Annotated in this window: 15 protein-coding genes and 1 tRNA gene; 9 read left to right on the forward strand and 7 right to left on the reverse strand. The window is 64.5% G+C overall.

Annotated elements, in window-relative coordinates; translation table 11 throughout:
- The first annotated feature begins 48 nt into the window (after window positions 1–48).
- A complete protein-coding gene (locus ACP2YO_RS05925) occupies window positions 49–1,545 on the forward strand; it encodes an ATPase domain-containing protein (protein ID WP_426439941.1) in 1,497 nt (498 codons plus the stop codon).
- The gene (locus ACP2YO_RS05930) at window positions 1,542–3,641 is read left to right on the forward strand and encodes an ATP-binding protein (protein ID WP_426439943.1); all 2,100 of its coding nucleotides are present in this window, start codon (window positions 1,542–1,544) and stop codon (window positions 3,639–3,641) included. The genes ACP2YO_RS05925 and ACP2YO_RS05930 overlap by 4 nt, the downstream gene beginning before the upstream one ends.
- Window positions 3,642–3,802: 161 nt before the next feature.
- Here ACP2YO_RS05930 and ACP2YO_RS05935 read toward each other — a convergent pair whose 3' ends face one another.
- A complete protein-coding gene (locus ACP2YO_RS05935) occupies window positions 3,803–4,450 on the reverse strand; it encodes a hypothetical protein (protein WP_426439945.1) in 648 nt (215 codons plus the stop codon).
- 104 nt (window positions 4,451–4,554) lie between these two features.
- Here ACP2YO_RS05935 and ACP2YO_RS05940 point away from each other — a divergent pair, with 104 nt between their 5' ends.
- From ACP2YO_RS05940 to ACP2YO_RS05950, 3 genes are all read left to right on the forward strand, one after another.
- Window positions 4,555–4,800 (forward strand): hypothetical protein, encoded by a 246-nt coding sequence (locus tag ACP2YO_RS05940; RefSeq protein ID WP_426439947.1) that lies wholly within the window; start codon window positions 4,555–4,557, stop codon window positions 4,798–4,800.
- Window positions 4,801–4,920: 120 nt separating this feature from the next.
- A complete protein-coding gene (locus ACP2YO_RS05945; RefSeq protein WP_426439949.1) occupies window positions 4,921–5,703 on the forward strand; it encodes a hypothetical protein in 783 nt (260 codons plus the stop codon).
- Between the two features lie 112 nt (window positions 5,704–5,815).
- Window positions 5,816–6,469, forward strand: coding sequence for a hypothetical protein (locus ACP2YO_RS05950; protein WP_426439951.1), 654 nt, complete (start codon window positions 5,816–5,818; stop codon window positions 6,467–6,469).
- Between the two features lie 96 nt (window positions 6,470–6,565).
- Here the strand turns inward: ACP2YO_RS05950 and ACP2YO_RS05955 are convergent, their stop codons facing one another.
- Together ACP2YO_RS05955 and ACP2YO_RS05960 are read right to left on the reverse strand one after the other, a co-directional pair.
- The gene (locus ACP2YO_RS05955) at window positions 6,566–8,116 is read right to left on the reverse strand and encodes an alkaline phosphatase family protein (RefSeq protein ID WP_426439953.1); all 1,551 of its coding nucleotides are present in this window, start codon (window positions 8,114–8,116) and stop codon (window positions 6,566–6,568) included.
- 272 nt (window positions 8,117–8,388) lie between these two features.
- A complete protein-coding gene (locus ACP2YO_RS05960; RefSeq protein WP_426439955.1) occupies window positions 8,389–8,544 on the reverse strand; it encodes a hypothetical protein in 156 nt (51 codons plus the stop codon).
- 172 nt (window positions 8,545–8,716) lie between these two features.
- Between ACP2YO_RS05960 and ACP2YO_RS05965 the strand changes: the two genes are divergently transcribed.
- Both ACP2YO_RS05965 and ACP2YO_RS05970 read left to right on the forward strand, forming a co-directional pair.
- On the forward strand, window positions 8,717–10,684 hold the full coding sequence (locus ACP2YO_RS05965) for a thiamine pyrophosphate-binding protein (protein WP_426439957.1): 1,968 nt from the start codon (window positions 8,717–8,719) through the stop codon (window positions 10,682–10,684).
- Window positions 10,685–10,697: 13 nt separating this feature from the next.
- A complete protein-coding gene (locus tag ACP2YO_RS05970; RefSeq protein ID WP_426439959.1) occupies window positions 10,698–11,090 on the forward strand; it encodes a c-type cytochrome in 393 nt (130 codons plus the stop codon).
- 78 nt (window positions 11,091–11,168) lie between these two features.
- On the opposite strand, the gene ACP2YO_RS05975 is transcribed toward ACP2YO_RS05970, so the two are convergent.
- Window positions 11,169–11,459: a DUF1330 domain-containing protein gene (locus tag ACP2YO_RS05975; protein ID WP_426439961.1), complete on the reverse strand. Its 291-nt coding sequence runs from the start codon at window positions 11,457–11,459 to the stop codon at window positions 11,169–11,171.
- Window positions 11,460–12,103: 644 nt separating this feature from the next.
- Window positions 12,104–12,188: transfer RNA gene (locus tag ACP2YO_RS05980), tRNA-Leu, on the reverse strand.
- Between the two features lie 150 nt (window positions 12,189–12,338).
- Between ACP2YO_RS05980 and ACP2YO_RS05985 the strand changes: the two genes are divergently transcribed.
- The gene (locus ACP2YO_RS05985) at window positions 12,339–12,950 is read left to right on the forward strand and encodes a disulfide bond formation protein B (protein WP_426439963.1); all 612 of its coding nucleotides are present in this window, start codon (window positions 12,339–12,341) and stop codon (window positions 12,948–12,950) included.
- On the opposite strand, the gene ACP2YO_RS05990 is transcribed toward ACP2YO_RS05985, so the two are convergent.
- Together ACP2YO_RS05990 and ACP2YO_RS05995 are read right to left on the reverse strand one after the other, a co-directional pair.
- The gene (locus tag ACP2YO_RS05990) at window positions 12,947–14,011 is read right to left on the reverse strand and encodes an AbrB family transcriptional regulator (RefSeq protein WP_426439965.1); all 1,065 of its coding nucleotides are present in this window, start codon (window positions 14,009–14,011) and stop codon (window positions 12,947–12,949) included. The two genes, ACP2YO_RS05985 and ACP2YO_RS05990, sit on opposite strands and share 4 nt — an antisense overlap.
- A gap of 266 nt (window positions 14,012–14,277) precedes the next feature.
- Window positions 14,278–14,553, reverse strand: coding sequence for a PsiF family protein (locus tag ACP2YO_RS05995; RefSeq protein WP_426439967.1), 276 nt, complete (start codon window positions 14,551–14,553; stop codon window positions 14,278–14,280).
- Between the two features lie 168 nt (window positions 14,554–14,721).
- Between ACP2YO_RS05995 and ACP2YO_RS06000 the strand changes: the two genes are divergently transcribed.
- On the forward strand, window positions 14,722–15,216 hold the full coding sequence (locus ACP2YO_RS06000) for a hypothetical protein (RefSeq protein ID WP_426439969.1): 495 nt from the start codon (window positions 14,722–14,724) through the stop codon (window positions 15,214–15,216).
- The last annotated feature ends 9 nt before the right edge of the window (window positions 15,217–15,225 follow it).

Raw genomic sequence — 15,225 nt, forward strand, 5'->3', positions numbered from 1 at the left:
GTGGAACCTATTGATCCCGCGCCGCTTTATTAGCGGTTAGGGGGCTCCATGGGTTCTTTTCAGATGCCAGGCGATATTGCAAAATCGGGAGTTTGGGGGCTCGACGACATCCTGTCCGGCGGATTTTCCCGCGGGCACCTGTTTTTGGTCGAAGGCGCACCTGGCACCGGGAAAACCACGATGGCGCTGCAATTCCTGATGGAAGGCGTCCGCGCCGGCGAAAAGTGTCTCTACATCACGTTGTCTGAGACGGAGCAGGAACTGCGCGGCGGGGCCGCTTCACATGGCTGGTCGCTCGGCGGTGGCATCGAGATATTCGAGTTGCTCCCGCCCGAAAGCCTGCTCGACTCCGAGCAACAGCAGAGCCTGCTTTACTCGTCAGACCTGGAACTTGGCGAAACCACCAAGCAAATATTCGAAGCGGTGGAGCGTATCCGGCCGAGCCGTCTCGTGCTCGACAGCCTCTCCGAAATCCGACTGCTGGCGCAAAGCTCGCTGCGATATCGGCGGCAGATTCTCGCGATCAAGCATTACTTCGCAAGATTCAACACCACCGTGATGATGCTTGACGATCTGACCGCCGAACTTGCCGACAAGACGGTCCACAGCATTGCCCATGGCGTGATCAGGCTCGAGGAATTGGCTCCGGCCTACGGCGCCGAGCGGCGGCGGGTGCGCGTCACGAAATATCGCGGGACCAAATTCCGCGGCGGTTATCACGACGTGACCATCACGACCGGCGGTCTGAACGTGTTCCCAAGGCTCGTCGCCTCCGAGCACCGCAAGGGATTTGTCCGCGGCCAGTTGTCGAGTGGGATCGGCGAACTGGACCAGCTTCTGGGCGGCGGCATCGACAAGGGCTCCAGCACACTGGTGTTGGGGCCGGCCGGTACCGGCAAATCGCTTGCCGTGATCGTCTTCGTCGTCGCCGCAGTCTCGCGTGGCGAAAAGGCCGCCATGTTCGTGTTCGACGAGGAACTTGGCTTGTTGTACGCGCGCATGAAGGGAATGGGCATCGATCTCGAAGAGATGCAGCGGTCGGGAAACCTTTTCGTCGACCAGGTCGACGCCGCCGAACTGTCGCCAGGCGAATTTGCCCACCGGGTGCGCAAGCGGGTCGACGAGGACGCGATCAAGACCGTCGTGATCGACAGCCTCAACGGCTATCAGGCGGCCATGCCCGAGGAGAATTCGCTGATCCTTCACATGCACGAATTGCTGCAATACCTCAACCGACAGGGTGCCGCGACCTTCATGACCGTGGCACAGCATGGTCTGGTCGGCGACATGAACGCGCCGATCGATGTCACCTACCTTGCCGATACGGTGATCCTGCTGCGCTACTTCGAGGCGTTGGGCAAAGTGAGGCGGGCGATGTCGATCATCAAGAAGCGCACCGGCGCGCATGAAACGACGATCCGCGAATACCGTATCAATAGCCGCGGCCTGACGATCGGAGCGCCGCTGGACGGCTTTCAGGGCGTCCTGCGCGGCGTTCCGGTCTATATCGGCGGGGGTCAGCCTCTGTTGGAGGGCGGCGAGTGAAACCGGGCGCATCGTCGGAGCGCGCCATCATCCTCGCGCCCACCGGACGCGACGCCTCCGTTGCTGCCGCCCTGATCAGGGAGGCAGGCTTTTATGCCAACCCGTGCGCTGATCTTGCCGAGCTGATGCACGAGATCGAGGGGGGCGCCGGGCTTGCCGTGATCGCCGACGAGGCGATCAAGACCGCGGACCTGCGAAGACTGGTGAATTGGCTCAACGATCAGCCCTCATGGTCGGACTTTCCGATCGTGCTGTTGACGCGCCAGGGCGGCGGCCCCGAGCGCAATCCGGACGCGGTGCGGCTCGGACAGATTCTCGGCAACGTCACCTTCATCGAGCGTCCGTTCCATCCGACCACGCTGGTGAGCATCGTCGGCTCCGCGGTCAGGGCGCGGCGCCGGCAGTATCAGACCCGCGCCATTCTGGAAGATCTCACCGAAAGCGAGGGCCTGCTGCAGACTGCGATGAACGCGGGTCATCTCGGTGCGCTGGAATTGCATCTTCCCGATTTCGAGCTCGAGGCCTCCAGCACCTGCAAATCCTATTTCGGGCGACGTGGCAGCGATCCGTTCACCTATCAGGATCTGCTCGAGGCTGTGCATCCCGACGACCGGGCGCAACGGCTCGCTATCGTGCAGGAAACCATCAACACCGGCCGGGATTACCGCATCGAGTACCGCGTGATCTGGCCCGACGGGTCGCAACATTGGGTCGACGTTCGGGCGCGCGCGGTGCGCCGTCCCGACGGCGGCATCAAATCACTGGTTGGTGTGTGCTCCGACATCACCGCGCGCAAGACTGCCGAGATCGAGCGCGAGACCTTGCTGGCGCAGCTTGCGGCCGAACGCACCGCGCTGGCGGAACTGACCGCGACGCTCGAACAGCGCGTCGAGCAGCGCACCGTGGACCTGATGAAGGAAGTTGCCGCGCGGGAGAGAGCGCAGGAGCAGTTGCGGCAGGCGCAGAAGATGGAGGCGATCGGCCAGCTCACCGGCGGCGTCGCGCACGACTTCAACAATCTCTTGATGGCCGTGATGGGCAATCTCGATCTGTTGCGCAAACGGATGCCCAGGGATCCGCGCCTGCATCGCCTGGTCGACGGCGCGCTGCAGGGTGCCGAGCGCGGCGCCTCCCTGACGCAGCGGCTGCTGGCATTCGCGCGTCAGCAGGATTTGCGCGCGGTGCCGGTCGATCTCGGTGCGCTGGTGCGGGACATGAGCAACCTGCTCGAGCGCTCGCTCGGGCCGCGCGTCGCGCTGCGGCTCGACATCCCCGACGGGCTGCCACCGGCCTGCGTTGACACCAACCAGCTCGAGCTTGCGATCCTCAACCTCGCAATCAATGCGCGCGACGCCATGCCGGATGGCGGCACGATCGACCTCAGGCTCGCGGCCTGGCAGGCGAAGAACGATCCCACGCTGCGGCCCGGCAATTACCTGAGACTGTCGGTGGTGGACACCGGCACCGGCATGACGCCCGATGTCCTGAAGCGGGCGATCGAGCCGTTCTACTCGTCCAAGCCGGTCGGCAAGGGTACCGGCCTTGGCCTGTCGATGGTGCATGGCCTCGCCGTGCAGCTCGGCGGTACGTTGCAGCTTTCGAGCGCGGTCGGCAAGGGCACGACGGCAACCCTGGTGCTGCCGGTCGCGACGTCGGCACCGCAATCGGAAACGCCCGCCGCCGTGCCGCAGAAGGTGAATCGCTCGGCGGTGATCCTGTTCGTCGACGACGATCCCCTGATCGCGACGTCGACCACGGAGATGCTGGAGGATCTCGGCCATCGCGTGATTGGTGCCAGTTCCGGCCTGCACGCGCTCGACATCCTCAGAAGCGACCAGCCGCTCGACCTGATGATGACCGATCACGTGATGCCAGGCATGACCGGCATCGAGCTCGCCGCCGCCTCGCGTCAGGTCCGCCCGCAGCTTCCGGTTCTGCTCGCCACCGGCTACGCCGAATTGCCCGACGGCAGCCAGATCGACCTGCCGCGGCTCGCAAAACCCTATCACCAGGATCAACTGCGCGAGCGGCTTGAGCAGTTGCTGGGCGGAGCTGCCACAGCATCAACCAACGCAGTTTTCTCACCGTCACACTGAGGAATCGCGCGGCCTCCTCGGGATGACGGTGACAAGGCGCTATCCACATCGCCAGCGCCGGAAATGCGGAGCGGATCGCTCATATCTCTTCCTGCCGCGCGCGTGCCGCGCAGGCCGTCGGACGCCACCTGCGGATGGAGCTGGTTTGAACTCCACCTAGGCTAGTTCGCCACGAAGTACCAGTCCTTGCCGTAGGGCACGAGCCGGCTCGGCGGCTTGTCGTCGAACTCGAAGAACTTCTTCGGGTCGCTACCTGATGGCACGTGCAGGAAGCCGCTGAAGGCGTGCTTCAGCCTGCGCATGGTGAAGAACAGCACATAGGTGCCTTCGTCCGCCTCGTCGACGACGATATCGTCGCCGAGCGAGACGTAGGGGCCGTTGTCGCCGAGCGCGATCAGGTTGCTGTTGCCATCCACATTGGGTTTCAGCTCGCCGCGTGCTATTCGCGCCACGATGGCTTCACGGGCCGTGCGGTACCAGTGGAAGTCGCACTGCAGATAGATGTCCTGCAGCGGGGCGTAGGTCAGGATCGCCAGCGTGGCTGCGCAAACCAGGAAGGGAGCGGCGAACTTCGCGCCGCCGTGCCTGACCCGCAGCAACTGCGTCAGCGACCAGACACTGCAGCCGAGGAACAGCAGCGCCGTGAGCGGCAGCAGCAGCATCTCGACGAGGCTCGATGGCCAGTCGGCCATCGACATTTCGAACGTGGCGGTCAGGAGCGTCGCGGCGCAGATCGTCACCGCCGCGGTGAGGCCACTGCGGACCGACGGCCTTGCCGCAGCTTTTGTCGTCTGGGCTTGCGAGTCCAATGTTGTCCTGCCTGCCGGCCTTAACGCGCCATTAACCACGATCGCCCCAACAATAGCGCCACAGCATGGGCCGCCGCCACGGCCGGCAATGATGGGGACACGCCATGGATTTTGAAGCGTTCTTTGCCAAGACCCCGGCGACGCTCGACGAGCTCAGGACCCGGGTCTTCTTTGCCCTGCAGCGTCATCCGCTGTGCCGCCAGGTCGAATTCGACATCGTCAGCACGCCGCGCACCCGCCGGACCAACTGGACCGTCAGCCTGCGCGCGGTCCAGCCCGGCGCCCTGTGGCCGGCCCATGAGATCGTCTCCGATATCCAGGAAGCCTATGAGCTGGCCGCTGCAGCCTGATTTTTGGCCGTTTCGGCACGATTTTCACCGAATTTGGCGGCCTGTCGCCGCCGTGGTGGCACGCTAAAGCCGCATTTTTCGCTCAGCTTCCGACGACACCGACCGGGAATGGAGACGTTTTTGACCAGAGCCATCACCCTCGTCGCGCTGACCAGCTTCCTCCTTGCCGGCGCCGCAGTCACCGCCATCCTTGGCCGCGACAGTTTGCCGGCCGCCCCCTCCAGCGTTGCGGATGTAACCGCCGAGGCGGCTCCGGTTTCCAACAAGGCCGGCAAGCAGGACAAGCTCGCGGTGGCAACGCTTGCGGCTGCCGACTATGAGCCGCCCCAGGCGGATCTATCTCAGTCCACCGCGCCGTCGCCGCTCCAGCTGCGTGCCCAAGCCAACATTCCTGGAGCCAACATTCCTGCAGCCAATATCCCTGGAGCCAATATCCCTGGAGCCGACATTCCAGGCGCGTCCGGTACCCTGCGGCAGGCCTATGCCTCTGCTGAGTCCGGTGACGTCGGTCTGCCGACGATCACCGAACCGGCTCCTGCGCCGGCCGTGGTGGTTGCGCCGAAGCCGAAGGCTGCCGCGAAGGCGGTGCCGCAGAAGAGCTACACACTGCTGAGCGACGCCCAGATCGCCGGCATCAAGGCGCGGCTCAAACTGTCGTCGGACCAGGAATCCTATTGGCCGCCGGTCGAGACCGCGCTGCGTGCGGTTGCGCGCAAGATCCACGCGAGGCGGCAGGGCGATCCCGCCGCCGGCAGCATGCCGATCGATCCCGACTCCGAGGAAGTCCAACAACTGAAATCGGCGGCGATGCCGCTGCTGTTCCAGCTTCGCGAGGATCAGAAGAGCGAAGTGCGCTCGCTGGCGCGCCTGATCGGGTTGGACAAAGTCGCCGCGATGATCTGAGCATCGCGCGCGACCGTCCTGCGCACGCCTCCACTCGGCGTTCCGTTCGCATCCGGTTCCAGGAACATCGTCTCCACTGGCACGTTGCCGGCCCGGATGAGGGAGACGAGCCATGCGCACATCAACGGCCTATTTCGCGGGTGTGGGAACCGTCGTCGCAGCCATCGCGATCGGGCTCGGCGGCGGCATGATCATGGCCGGTATCGTCAATCCGCATGAACCGAAGCAGGAGACGGGCAAGCTCGCGCGCGTCATGCCGCGTGAAACTGTCCCGGCACCAGCCGCGTCTTCGGAACCAGTACCCTACGCCGCCCAAGTGACCGCCAATCCCGTCAGCGTGGCGCCGGCACCGCAACAGAATGCATCCCCGCCGGAGACAACGGCTGCCGCGCAGCCGGCCGAACCGACATCGGCGCGCTCGACGAACCCGCCCGCACAGCCGGCTCAATCAAATACAGTCGCCGCTACACCCATTACGCCAGCGGCGCCACGCGAACCCACGGCCTCCTCCGACGCCCCTGCGAAGGCACGCGACGTCGACGTGAAGACACGCGAGGTCGACGTCAAGCGCGCTGCGTCCGATAAGCGGCGTGCCGAGCGGCGACAGCCATGGGCCGAGCGACGTCGGCAGCGCCGTCAGGACGACGAGTTGCGTAACGTCGAGCTGCAGGTGCGGGAGGAGACCGAGGCTGCGCGCATCCAGGCGCCCGAGCCGGCACGAATGGACGCGCCGCCGATCGGGATATTCGATCGCGGTGATGACTGACGACGACGCGCCGGGATGTTCAACGGACCGGGCCATGCCGCCCGGTCCGCCGTCGTCATTGCCAGCCACGAACCTTCGTTAGCAACGCAACCTTTGTCAGCGACGCGCCGCCTTCTTGGCCTTCTTCGCTTTCCGCGCCTTCTTGGCGGGCGCCTTTTGCGTTGTCGACCCACCGCCGCCCGGGCTGTGCGGCGGGCGCGGTTGCGCCGCGCGGCGAGCCCGCTTGCGCTCGAGGTGCTGGGTCCAGGCGGCGGTACGCGCCTGGATGTAATCGCCGATCTGTGCGCTCGTGGAGAGATCGGGAGGCGTGTGCTGGTCGTAGCTGCCCTGGTCGTTCCGTAGCGGCAGCAGAGAGACCTTGTGGGCGTGTATGCTTTCGATCAATGACGGGTCCGACTGTTCGGGATGAGCGACAATCGGAAGCGGCGGCAGCACGCCTTGCAGCGGATCGTCGGTGTGCGGCGTGGCGAGCGTGATCGCGTCGCCGAGATCGGCAGCCGCCTTGTCGCGCTCGGTAAGCGCCGGCACGTTCCAGCGCAGCTCGATCGTCCTCAACACCGACGTGTGATCGATGACGCCGCGCTTGGCGCGGAACACGGTGCCGGCCGCGATCCGCGGCGAGATCAGCAGCGCTGGAATCCGCACGCCGAACCGCTTGAAGTCGAAGCCAAACTCACCGATCGAATTGTCGGGCTGCGTCGCGGTCGCCGGCGGCGCGACGTGATCGAAGTTGCCACCGTGCTCGTCATAGGTGATCAGCAGCAGCGTGTCATTCCAGCCCGGCCCGCTGCGCACCGCTTGATAGGTGTCGTAGATCAGCTTTTCCCCGGCGGCGACATTGTAGTTCGGATGCTGGCTGTTGCCGCTGGCGCCGAAGCTCGGCTCCAGGAACGTATAGGCCGGTAGCTTGCCGCTCGCGCATCGATGCTGGAAATCGCGAAAATGGCCGAAATGACCTTCGTCGGCATGCTGGGTATCGGTGAAGTCGAGCCGCGTCAGCGGATCTCGGTTATAGCCGTAGACCGCCCAGTCGACGTTCTTGTCGGTCAACCGCCCGAAGATGCTCGGGCAGGTGAAGACCTTGACGTGATTGTCGAGATGGCCCTGGCTGGTGCCGGCGGCTGCGAATGTGCGGTTGGGAATCGTCTGCGTCGGCACCGAGGCGAACCACTGGTCGCAGACCGCAAATCCCTTGGCGAGCCCGGACATCACCGGCAGCATCTCCGGCGAATACATGCCCATGATCTCGGAAGGATCGGTGCCCGACAGCGTGTCCTTGAATCCCTTGGCCTGGTCGGACTGAATTGCCGCGATGAAGTTGACGACGAAGCCGCGATTGGTCGGCACTGCACCGGGCGCGGGATCGTCGGTCTCGAACAGCTGGTAGTTGGTGTTGAAGAATCCCTCGCCGGGATCGGCGCCCGGCATCAGGTAGGGATGTTTCGCGCTGGCATCGATCTTGAACACCTGGATTTCCCGGCCGGTGTCGTCCGGATTGGTCTCGTTGCCAGTCAGGCCCTCATAGGGCTGGTTGGTCGGCGAGCGGTTGCCGTTCGCCGTATAGAGGAAACCGAGCATCTGGTCGAACGACCGGTTCTCCAGCATCAATTGAACGATATGTTTGATTGCGCCAAGTTGGTTGGCCATGATCCTGCTCCACGATAGTGAATGATCCAAATATGCACCGCCGCGGAGACACTGCGCACCGCCGGCGGCTCGAAGTAGTGCCATTGGATAATGACAACCTAAGGAGGCAAACGCAAGATTGGATGAGGGACGCTGCCGCTCCAGTTGCGGGCCCAGGCCGCCATTCCGGGGCATTCGATACCCCGCAGCGGGCGTCCGGCGAGCCTCCCACAAAACCGGCACGCCTGAGGTCGTGGTGGTCGAGCAGGGCCTCAATCGAATCGCGGCCCGGCCTAGCCGGCGGCAGCGCCAAGCAGGGAGAGAACCGGCCGCAGCCAGGCCGGTGGCGTCGCGATGGTCACCGTGGGTTCGACCGACATCCCCGGTGAAATCGATCGCAAGGTATCGGGGGGACCATCGAGAACGATCTTCACCGAAATGCGCTGCACGATTTCAAGTGACGCCTTGATTCCCTGCCCCCGCTGATTTCGCGGAGCACCTCAGCCAAAGCTGCATGCACTGACGCGTCTGTGTCTTGACCATTCCTGAAGTTCAGGACGACACTCGCGCCAACAAGCAATGAGTTCGTAGGCATCTGGTGAAGCTCCCCCGGAGGAAACCATGTCGAAACGCACCGGCTCGCGCCGCGATGGCGCGCCTGATAGCACCCGTCGGAATTTCCTGAAGGGCGCAACCATCGCTGGTGCCGCGGCGTTGAGCACGCCCGCCGCGGCTAACACGACAATCTCGCCTTTTGCGGAACAGCGACCTGAAGAGCGTCCAAAGGCCGCGATACCCGGCCCAAAACTCGCCGCCGCCGATACGATGCCGCCGCCGGCCGATCCGGTCAATCAGACCTCGAGCGGCGGCGACTTCATGGTCGACGTGCTGAAGACGCTCGACATCGATTATCTCGCGATGAACTGCGCCTCGAGCTTCCGCGGCCTGCATGAGGCCGTGATCAATCACGGTGGCAACACCAAGCCCGAGATCATCACCTGTCCGCACGAAGAGATCGCGGTGCACATGGGGCAGGGCTATGCCAAGATGGAAGGCAAGCCGCTCGCCATGATCTGCCACGGCGTGGTCGGGCTGCAACATGCGTCGATGGCGATGTACAATGCCTGGTGCGACCGCGTGCCCGTCATCGTGATGGGCGGCAACATCATGGAGGCCGACAAGCGCGCGCCGGGCGCCGAATGGCCGCATTCGGCGATCGACCCGGCGGCACTGACGCGCGACTTCGTCAAATGGGACGATCAGCCCGCCTCGCTGCAGCATTTCGCGGAATCGGCGGTGCGCGCCTACAAGATCGCGACCACGCCGCCGATGGCGCCGGTGATGCTGTCGCTCGACGCGGAGCTGCAGGAAAATCCGATTCTGAACCGCGATCGCCTGCGCATCCCGAAATTCACGCAGGCGCTGCCGCCGCAAGGTGACGACGCGGCGCTGGCGCAACTCGCCAGGATGCTGGTCGCTGCGGAAAACCCGGTGATCATTTGCGACCGGGTGGGACGGACGCCGGCGGCCATGCCGCGCCTAGTGGAATTGGCGGAAACGCTGCAATGCGCCGTGATCGACAATTACGGCCGGATGAACTTCCCCTCGCGCCATCCGCTCAACCAGTCGTTCCGCCGCTCGATCCTGTCGCAGGCCGACCTGATCGTGGCGATGGAGGTCAACGACATCTGGGGCACGCTCTCCGATTTCCACGATCGCATCGTGCGTAGCTCTGAGCCACGCACCAAGAAGACCGCGAAGATCGTCACGCTCGGCACCCGCGGCCTCTACATGAAGGCCAACTACCAGGATCTCGGCCGCTATCAGGACGTCGACCTCGACATCACGGGCGATGCCGAGGCGAGTCTGCCGGCCCTGATCGAGCAGGTGAAGCGCCAGATCGATGAGGGCCGCAAGACCGCCTTCGACGCGCGCGGCAAGAAGCTCGCCGCGGCGAAGCTCGCCACCGTCGAACAGGCGAAATCGGATGCGACCATCGGCTGGGATGCAAGCCCGATCACCACGGCGCGGTTGTGCGCCGAGCTCTACAACCAGATCAAGGACGAGGACTGGTCGCTGGTCGGTACCTCGATCGGCCTGTCATGGCCGCACCGTCTGTGGAATTTCGACAAGCCGCATCAATGGAACGGCGTCGCCGGCGGCGGTGGCGTCGGCTACACTCTGCCGTCGTCGCTTGGGGCCGCGCTCGCCAACAAGCGGCACGGCCGGTTGACGGTTGCGATCGGCGGCGACGGCGACTTCATGTTCGTGCCGTCGACGCTATGGACGGCGGCGCACCATCAGATTCCCATGCTCTATATCGTGCATAACAACCGCGCCTATCATCAGGAATACATGTATCTGCAGGCGATGGCCGCGCGCCATGGCCGCGGCATCACCAGGACCGATATCGGCACCACCATCAAGGATCCCTTCGTCGACTATGCGACGCTGGCCAAGGGCTTTGGCGTCTATGGCGAGGGCCCGATCAGCGACCCGAGCGCGCTCGCACCTGCGCTGAAGCGCGCGGTCGCCATCGTCAAGAGCGGCCAGCCGGCGCTGCTCGACGTCGTGATGGATCAGCGTTGAAGCGGAGGCGAAGATGAACATCAGTCAGTCCGTGATACGCTTCGGAGCCGTCGCCGCGATCGCCGCCACTTTCGCCGCCGGCGGCGCCGTTGTCGTGTCGCGCGCGGATGACGCGCCGCCGGCCGGTGACCCCGTCAACGGCAAGCGGCTTTATCTTGCCGACGGCTGCTTCGAATGCCACGGCCGCGCCGGCCAGGGCGGCCGTTTCAACTATCAGACCCCGGCACTGGCGCAGATCGCGCTGCCGGTGGATTCGTTCACCGCCTTCCTGCGCGAGGCGCCGAACGACATGCCGTCGTTCTCCGAGCAGGTGCTCTCAGACAAGGACGCCGCCGACATCCACGCGTTTCTGAGTTCGCTGCCGGGCCCGAGGGACGCGAAGGATATTCCGATATTGAACAATTGAAGGGGGCCGGCGTTTGAAGGTCGTATGCGCAAGACGGTCCCAGGTTAGTTAAGTGCACTGTCACCGTAACTCTGCACGTCAGGCGGTTTCGACGATGAACATCCTTGCTTGTTGAGCAGCCTGGCGTTCGACTTTGATCGGCGCGTATTTTTCGGAATTATAAAAGGCGAGCGCTTGGGCCAGGGTTGGAAACTCAAACACGCCGGCCATTGGTAAAGGAGCATCATCTCCTTCCAGGATTTCGACCACTCGGCCAAAGTGCAAAATCCGTCCGCCCGCTTCGACGAGAGCTGCCTGAAATCGCGGAGTCAGCGCCGCTTGCTTGGAAGAATCTATGATGCGAAGATTGACATGTACGAAAGCTGGCACGGCACTTCTCCGAATAATGCATATGCATTATTAAGCGATCGAGGTGGTGTCAAGATGGCGGCCGTGACCAACTTTGATCCTGACGTCCTAAAACGCGTTGCAGCAGAGTGTCCGGGCTTTCAGGTCCGCGCGAGCGCCCGCGCGGTAACGCGCCTTTATAACGATGTTGGGCGAACTGGCCGAAGCTGCAGCGGCTTCTCGGGCGTAAATCAAGGATTTCGCACCGACATTACGGTGACAGTGCCGGACTGCACCCCGTAAGTGAGACACGGTAATTTCTGTGACAGGTTGTCCCTGAGGATGACCGATGACAGACAAAATGGCGATCAGAACGTTTCCGACGTCGTACATATTGAAGGCGATCAAGCGTGCCGAAGGAGGCGAAGGCGTTCTGCCTGTAGCCCGCAAACATGCGCTAGGCGTCGCCCGCTCGATCTTACTTTGCATGGGGTTGTTTTGCGGATTTTTGGGCAGCTACCTGCACCAGTGGCCGCTCGAACGAATCCCATCGGTCGGAGGTGGCTGCGCCACGCGAAGCTGTGCGCGGGGCGTCAGCCTTCGCCAAGGCTTCGGCGGGACAGCCTTCGCCGCTTCGCCTGGATGGAGTTGCGCGTGGCTCGCCCTGCCGTAGCTGCGAAGGCTGGTGGTGCCCCTGGCCGGAATCGAACCAGCACTCCTTGCGGAACTCGATTTTGAGTCGAGCGCGTCTACCAGTTCCGCCACAGGGGCATTCGCAAGGTCCGGGCCGCAAAACGGCCGGGGTCGCGAAGCGGGCGGGACTATAGCGGGCGGTCCGTCACGGTCAACCCGCGCGGAAGTGATTGTCCTGTGCCTCGACAGCGGTATTTGCGCGCGATACGACCCGGATTGAACCGGGTCATGGGCCCCGCCGGATCGGATGCTTGCAGGAGACCTGACGTGACGCTCGCCACCGCCCATCCGTCGCATGCCCCCGCAGCCGCCAATCCGGCCCTGACCGCGTCGGCGGCCATTGCCCTGATCGCAGCAGTGACGCTGGCCGGCGCCTGGTTCTTCCAACTCGTGCTGGACATCCTGCCCTGTCCGCTCTGCCTCGAGCAGCGCTATGCCTATTACTTCGCGGTGCCGTTCGGCGCTCTGGTCGCGTTGGCCGCCGCCCGGGGGGCGCCGCGGCCGGTGCTGCTCGCGGGCCTTCTGATCCTCGGTCTCGCCACACTCGCCAATGCCGGGCTCGGCACCTATCACGCCGGCGTCGAATGGGGTTTTTGGCAGGGGCCGACCGATTGCACCGGTCCGATCGTCAATCTCGGCAGCGCCGGCAGTCTCCTGGAGCGGCTCGACACCGTGAAAGTGGTCCGTTGCGATGAGGTGCAGTGGCGCTTCCTCGGGCTCTCGCTCGCCGGCTACAACGTCCTGATCTCGCTCCTGATGGCCGCGATCGCGGCGTGGGGCGTGGCGAAGACAGCGAAGGCCCGACCCGGTAGATCGGACAATCCGGATCGGAAACCCTAATCGTCCACATCCTCCTGCGGCCGTCCGAACAGATGGATGATGCCCGGCGTCGAGATGGTGACGAAGACGAAGCGCGCCAGGTGATGGGCGCCGACGAAGATCGGGTCGATATGCAAGGTCAGCGCCAGCGCCAGCATCGCGTCCATCGCGCCGGGCGCGAAGGCGACGACGACGTCGCCGACACGCACTTGGGTGGTCAGGCCGATTACTCCAACGAAGGCCGCTGAAATCAGGATCGCGATCGCAAACGAGCCGAGCCCGGCATTGACGTGGCTGAGCAGGGTCGAGGTCTTCATCCGCGCGAAGCGGGTGCCGATCACGGCGCCGATCCCGACCAGCGCCACGCTGCGCAGCCAGGGCGGCAGGCCGCCATCGACCATTTCGGCGCCGTGCAGCAGGCTGGAGGCCAGCATTGCGCCGAACATCCAGCTCGCCGGAAATTTCACCCAGCGCAGCAGCAGCGCGACGACGATCGAGCCGCCGACCAGCGCGGCAAGGCCGAGGGGGGAGGCGACCGTGGTCGGCAATGGCGGCGGCGTGGCATGCGTCACCCCGGTCAGCGCCAGCACCAGCGGCAGTGCCGCGGTGAGGATGATCACGCGGATGGTCTGCACCACCGCGATTGCGGCGACGTCGGCGCCCTTCTCGGCGGCGAGGATGGTGATCTGCGACAGCGCGCCTGGGCTGCCGGCGAGGAACGCCGAGGTCTGGTCCCAGCCATGCACGCGCTGCAGATAGAAACTCGAGCCGAAGGTCGAGCAGAATGTCGCCAGCGCCAGCAGGCCGATGGTGAGCGGATAGGAGCTCATATGTTGCAGCAGCTGCCGCGACATCAGCGAGCCCAGCGAGATGCCGAGCAGCACCAGCACCGACTGCGTCAGCACCGGCGGCACCGAAAGCGGCCGTCCTGCCAGGGCTGCGATCGCGACCGCGGCCATCGCGCCGGAGATCAGCCCGCCCGGCAACTCCGCCCACAGGAACAGCAAGCCGCCGGCAGCGCCGATGACGAGCGTCTCAAGCCCGTTCAGCAGTTTGCTGCGGTCGGGAATGGCTGATGCCATCGAATCGCGGATCAGGGTCACGCTGCGTTATGGCAAATCCGCACCGGCCGAACAATTGCATCAGCGCGTTGCAGCAATGCAGGGCCGTTCGATTTGTAACAGGGCATCGCGCTGCCTCGGCCACGGACGCTGCGAGACGGGACCGGCGATCAATACGAAGAGACCGCCCCGGCGCTTGCCAGAGGCGGTCCGATCAGTCGTTGCCGACGTCCACGCGAAAACGCGATGGACGTCCCGCGCCGTGTCTCAGCCGAACCAGTCGATTACTACTTCGCCGGAGCCGCCGCGGGCGCCGCGCCGCCCGATTTCTTGCATTCGGAGCGGAATTTCTTGCGCTCCTTGCCGTGCAGCCCCTTGGCGTCGGCTTCCTTCGAGCACTCGATCGAGGCGGCGGTGTGCGGCTTGGTGTCCTTCGACATTTTGGTCGTTGCCGCGGGGGCGGGGGTGGCGGCCGGCGCAGCGGGGGTTTGCGCAAAGGCGCCGCCCATCAGGAGCAGGGGGGCAAGGGCGGTTGCGGTCGCGAGCGTGGAAATTGTCTTCATGGTGCACCTCTAGGGAAGGGAGGCGGAACCGTCGCGCGGCGATGCTGAACCGCGGATGAACATGCGGCGTTTTGACCGCCACAATATTTTGAGCCTGCGCGTTGTCGCAAGTCCCGGTTGCGCTAGGATAATGGTCTTACACCGATGCCCCCCAAAGGGAGACCAGGGATGACCATCCAGACCAGACTGTTCTACGCGATTGCAGTGTCGGGCTTTGCGGCCTTTGTGGCGAGTGCGCCGGCGCAGGCCCTGACCATGCAGGAGTGCAGCGCCAAGTATAAGGCTGCCAAGACCGACGGCAGCCTCAACGGCGCAAAGTGGAATGATTTCCGCAAGACGCAGTGCAGCGCCGAGGCGACCCCGGCTGCGGCTCCCGCTGCTCCGCCGCCGGTCGCCGCCGCGCCGGCGCCCGCGCCAGCCGCGCCCAAGGAAGCCAAGCGGGAAGCCGCACCTGCTGCGGCGCCAGCCCCGGTTGGCAACGCCGTGTTTCCGAACGCAGTCGATCCGAAATACTCGCAGCTGTCCGCCGGCAAGCAACGCTTCAAGACCTGTGATGATCAGTACAACGCCAACAAGGCCACCGGCGGCAATGGCGGCATGAAGTGGATCCAGAAGGGCGGCGGCTATTACAGCGAATGCAACAAGCACCTGAAGGGTGCCTGAGCCGATCGA

It is taken from the genome of Bradyrhizobium genosp. P, from assembly GCF_049949265.1.
Classification (GTDB): Bacteria; Pseudomonadota; Alphaproteobacteria; order Rhizobiales; family Xanthobacteraceae; genus Bradyrhizobium.

Bases quoted from the DNA above. Each gene is read 5' to 3' on its own strand.
- ACP2YO_RS05940 (WP_426439947.1), top strand. From the start codon at position 4,555: ATGGATTTTGAAGCGTTCTTTGCCAAGACCCCGGCGACGCTCGACGAG.
- ACP2YO_RS05950 (WP_426439951.1), top strand. From the start codon at position 5,816: ATGCGCACATCAACGGCCTATTTCGCGGGTGTGGGAACCGTCGTCGCA.
- ACP2YO_RS05995 (WP_426439967.1), bottom strand. From the start codon at position 14,553: ATGAAGACAATTTCCACGCTCGCGACCGCAACCGCCCTTGCCCCCCTG.
- ACP2YO_RS05925 (WP_426439941.1), top strand. From the start codon at position 49: ATGGGTTCTTTTCAGATGCCAGGCGATATTGCAAAATCGGGAGTTTGG.
- ACP2YO_RS05970 (WP_426439959.1), top strand. From the start codon at position 10,698: ATGAACATCAGTCAGTCCGTGATACGCTTCGGAGCCGTCGCCGCGATC.
- ACP2YO_RS05985 (WP_426439963.1), top strand. From the start codon at position 12,339: ATGGGCCCCGCCGGATCGGATGCTTGCAGGAGACCTGACGTGACGCTC.
- ACP2YO_RS05955 (WP_426439953.1), bottom strand. From the start codon at position 8,116: ATGGCCAACCAACTTGGCGCAATCAAACATATCGTTCAATTGATGCTG.
- ACP2YO_RS05965 (WP_426439957.1), top strand. From the start codon at position 8,717: ATGTCGAAACGCACCGGCTCGCGCCGCGATGGCGCGCCTGATAGCACC.
- ACP2YO_RS06000 (WP_426439969.1), top strand. From the start codon at position 14,722: ATGACCATCCAGACCAGACTGTTCTACGCGATTGCAGTGTCGGGCTTT.
- ACP2YO_RS05990 (WP_426439965.1), bottom strand. From the start codon at position 14,011: ATGGCATCAGCCATTCCCGACCGCAGCAAACTGCTGAACGGGCTTGAG.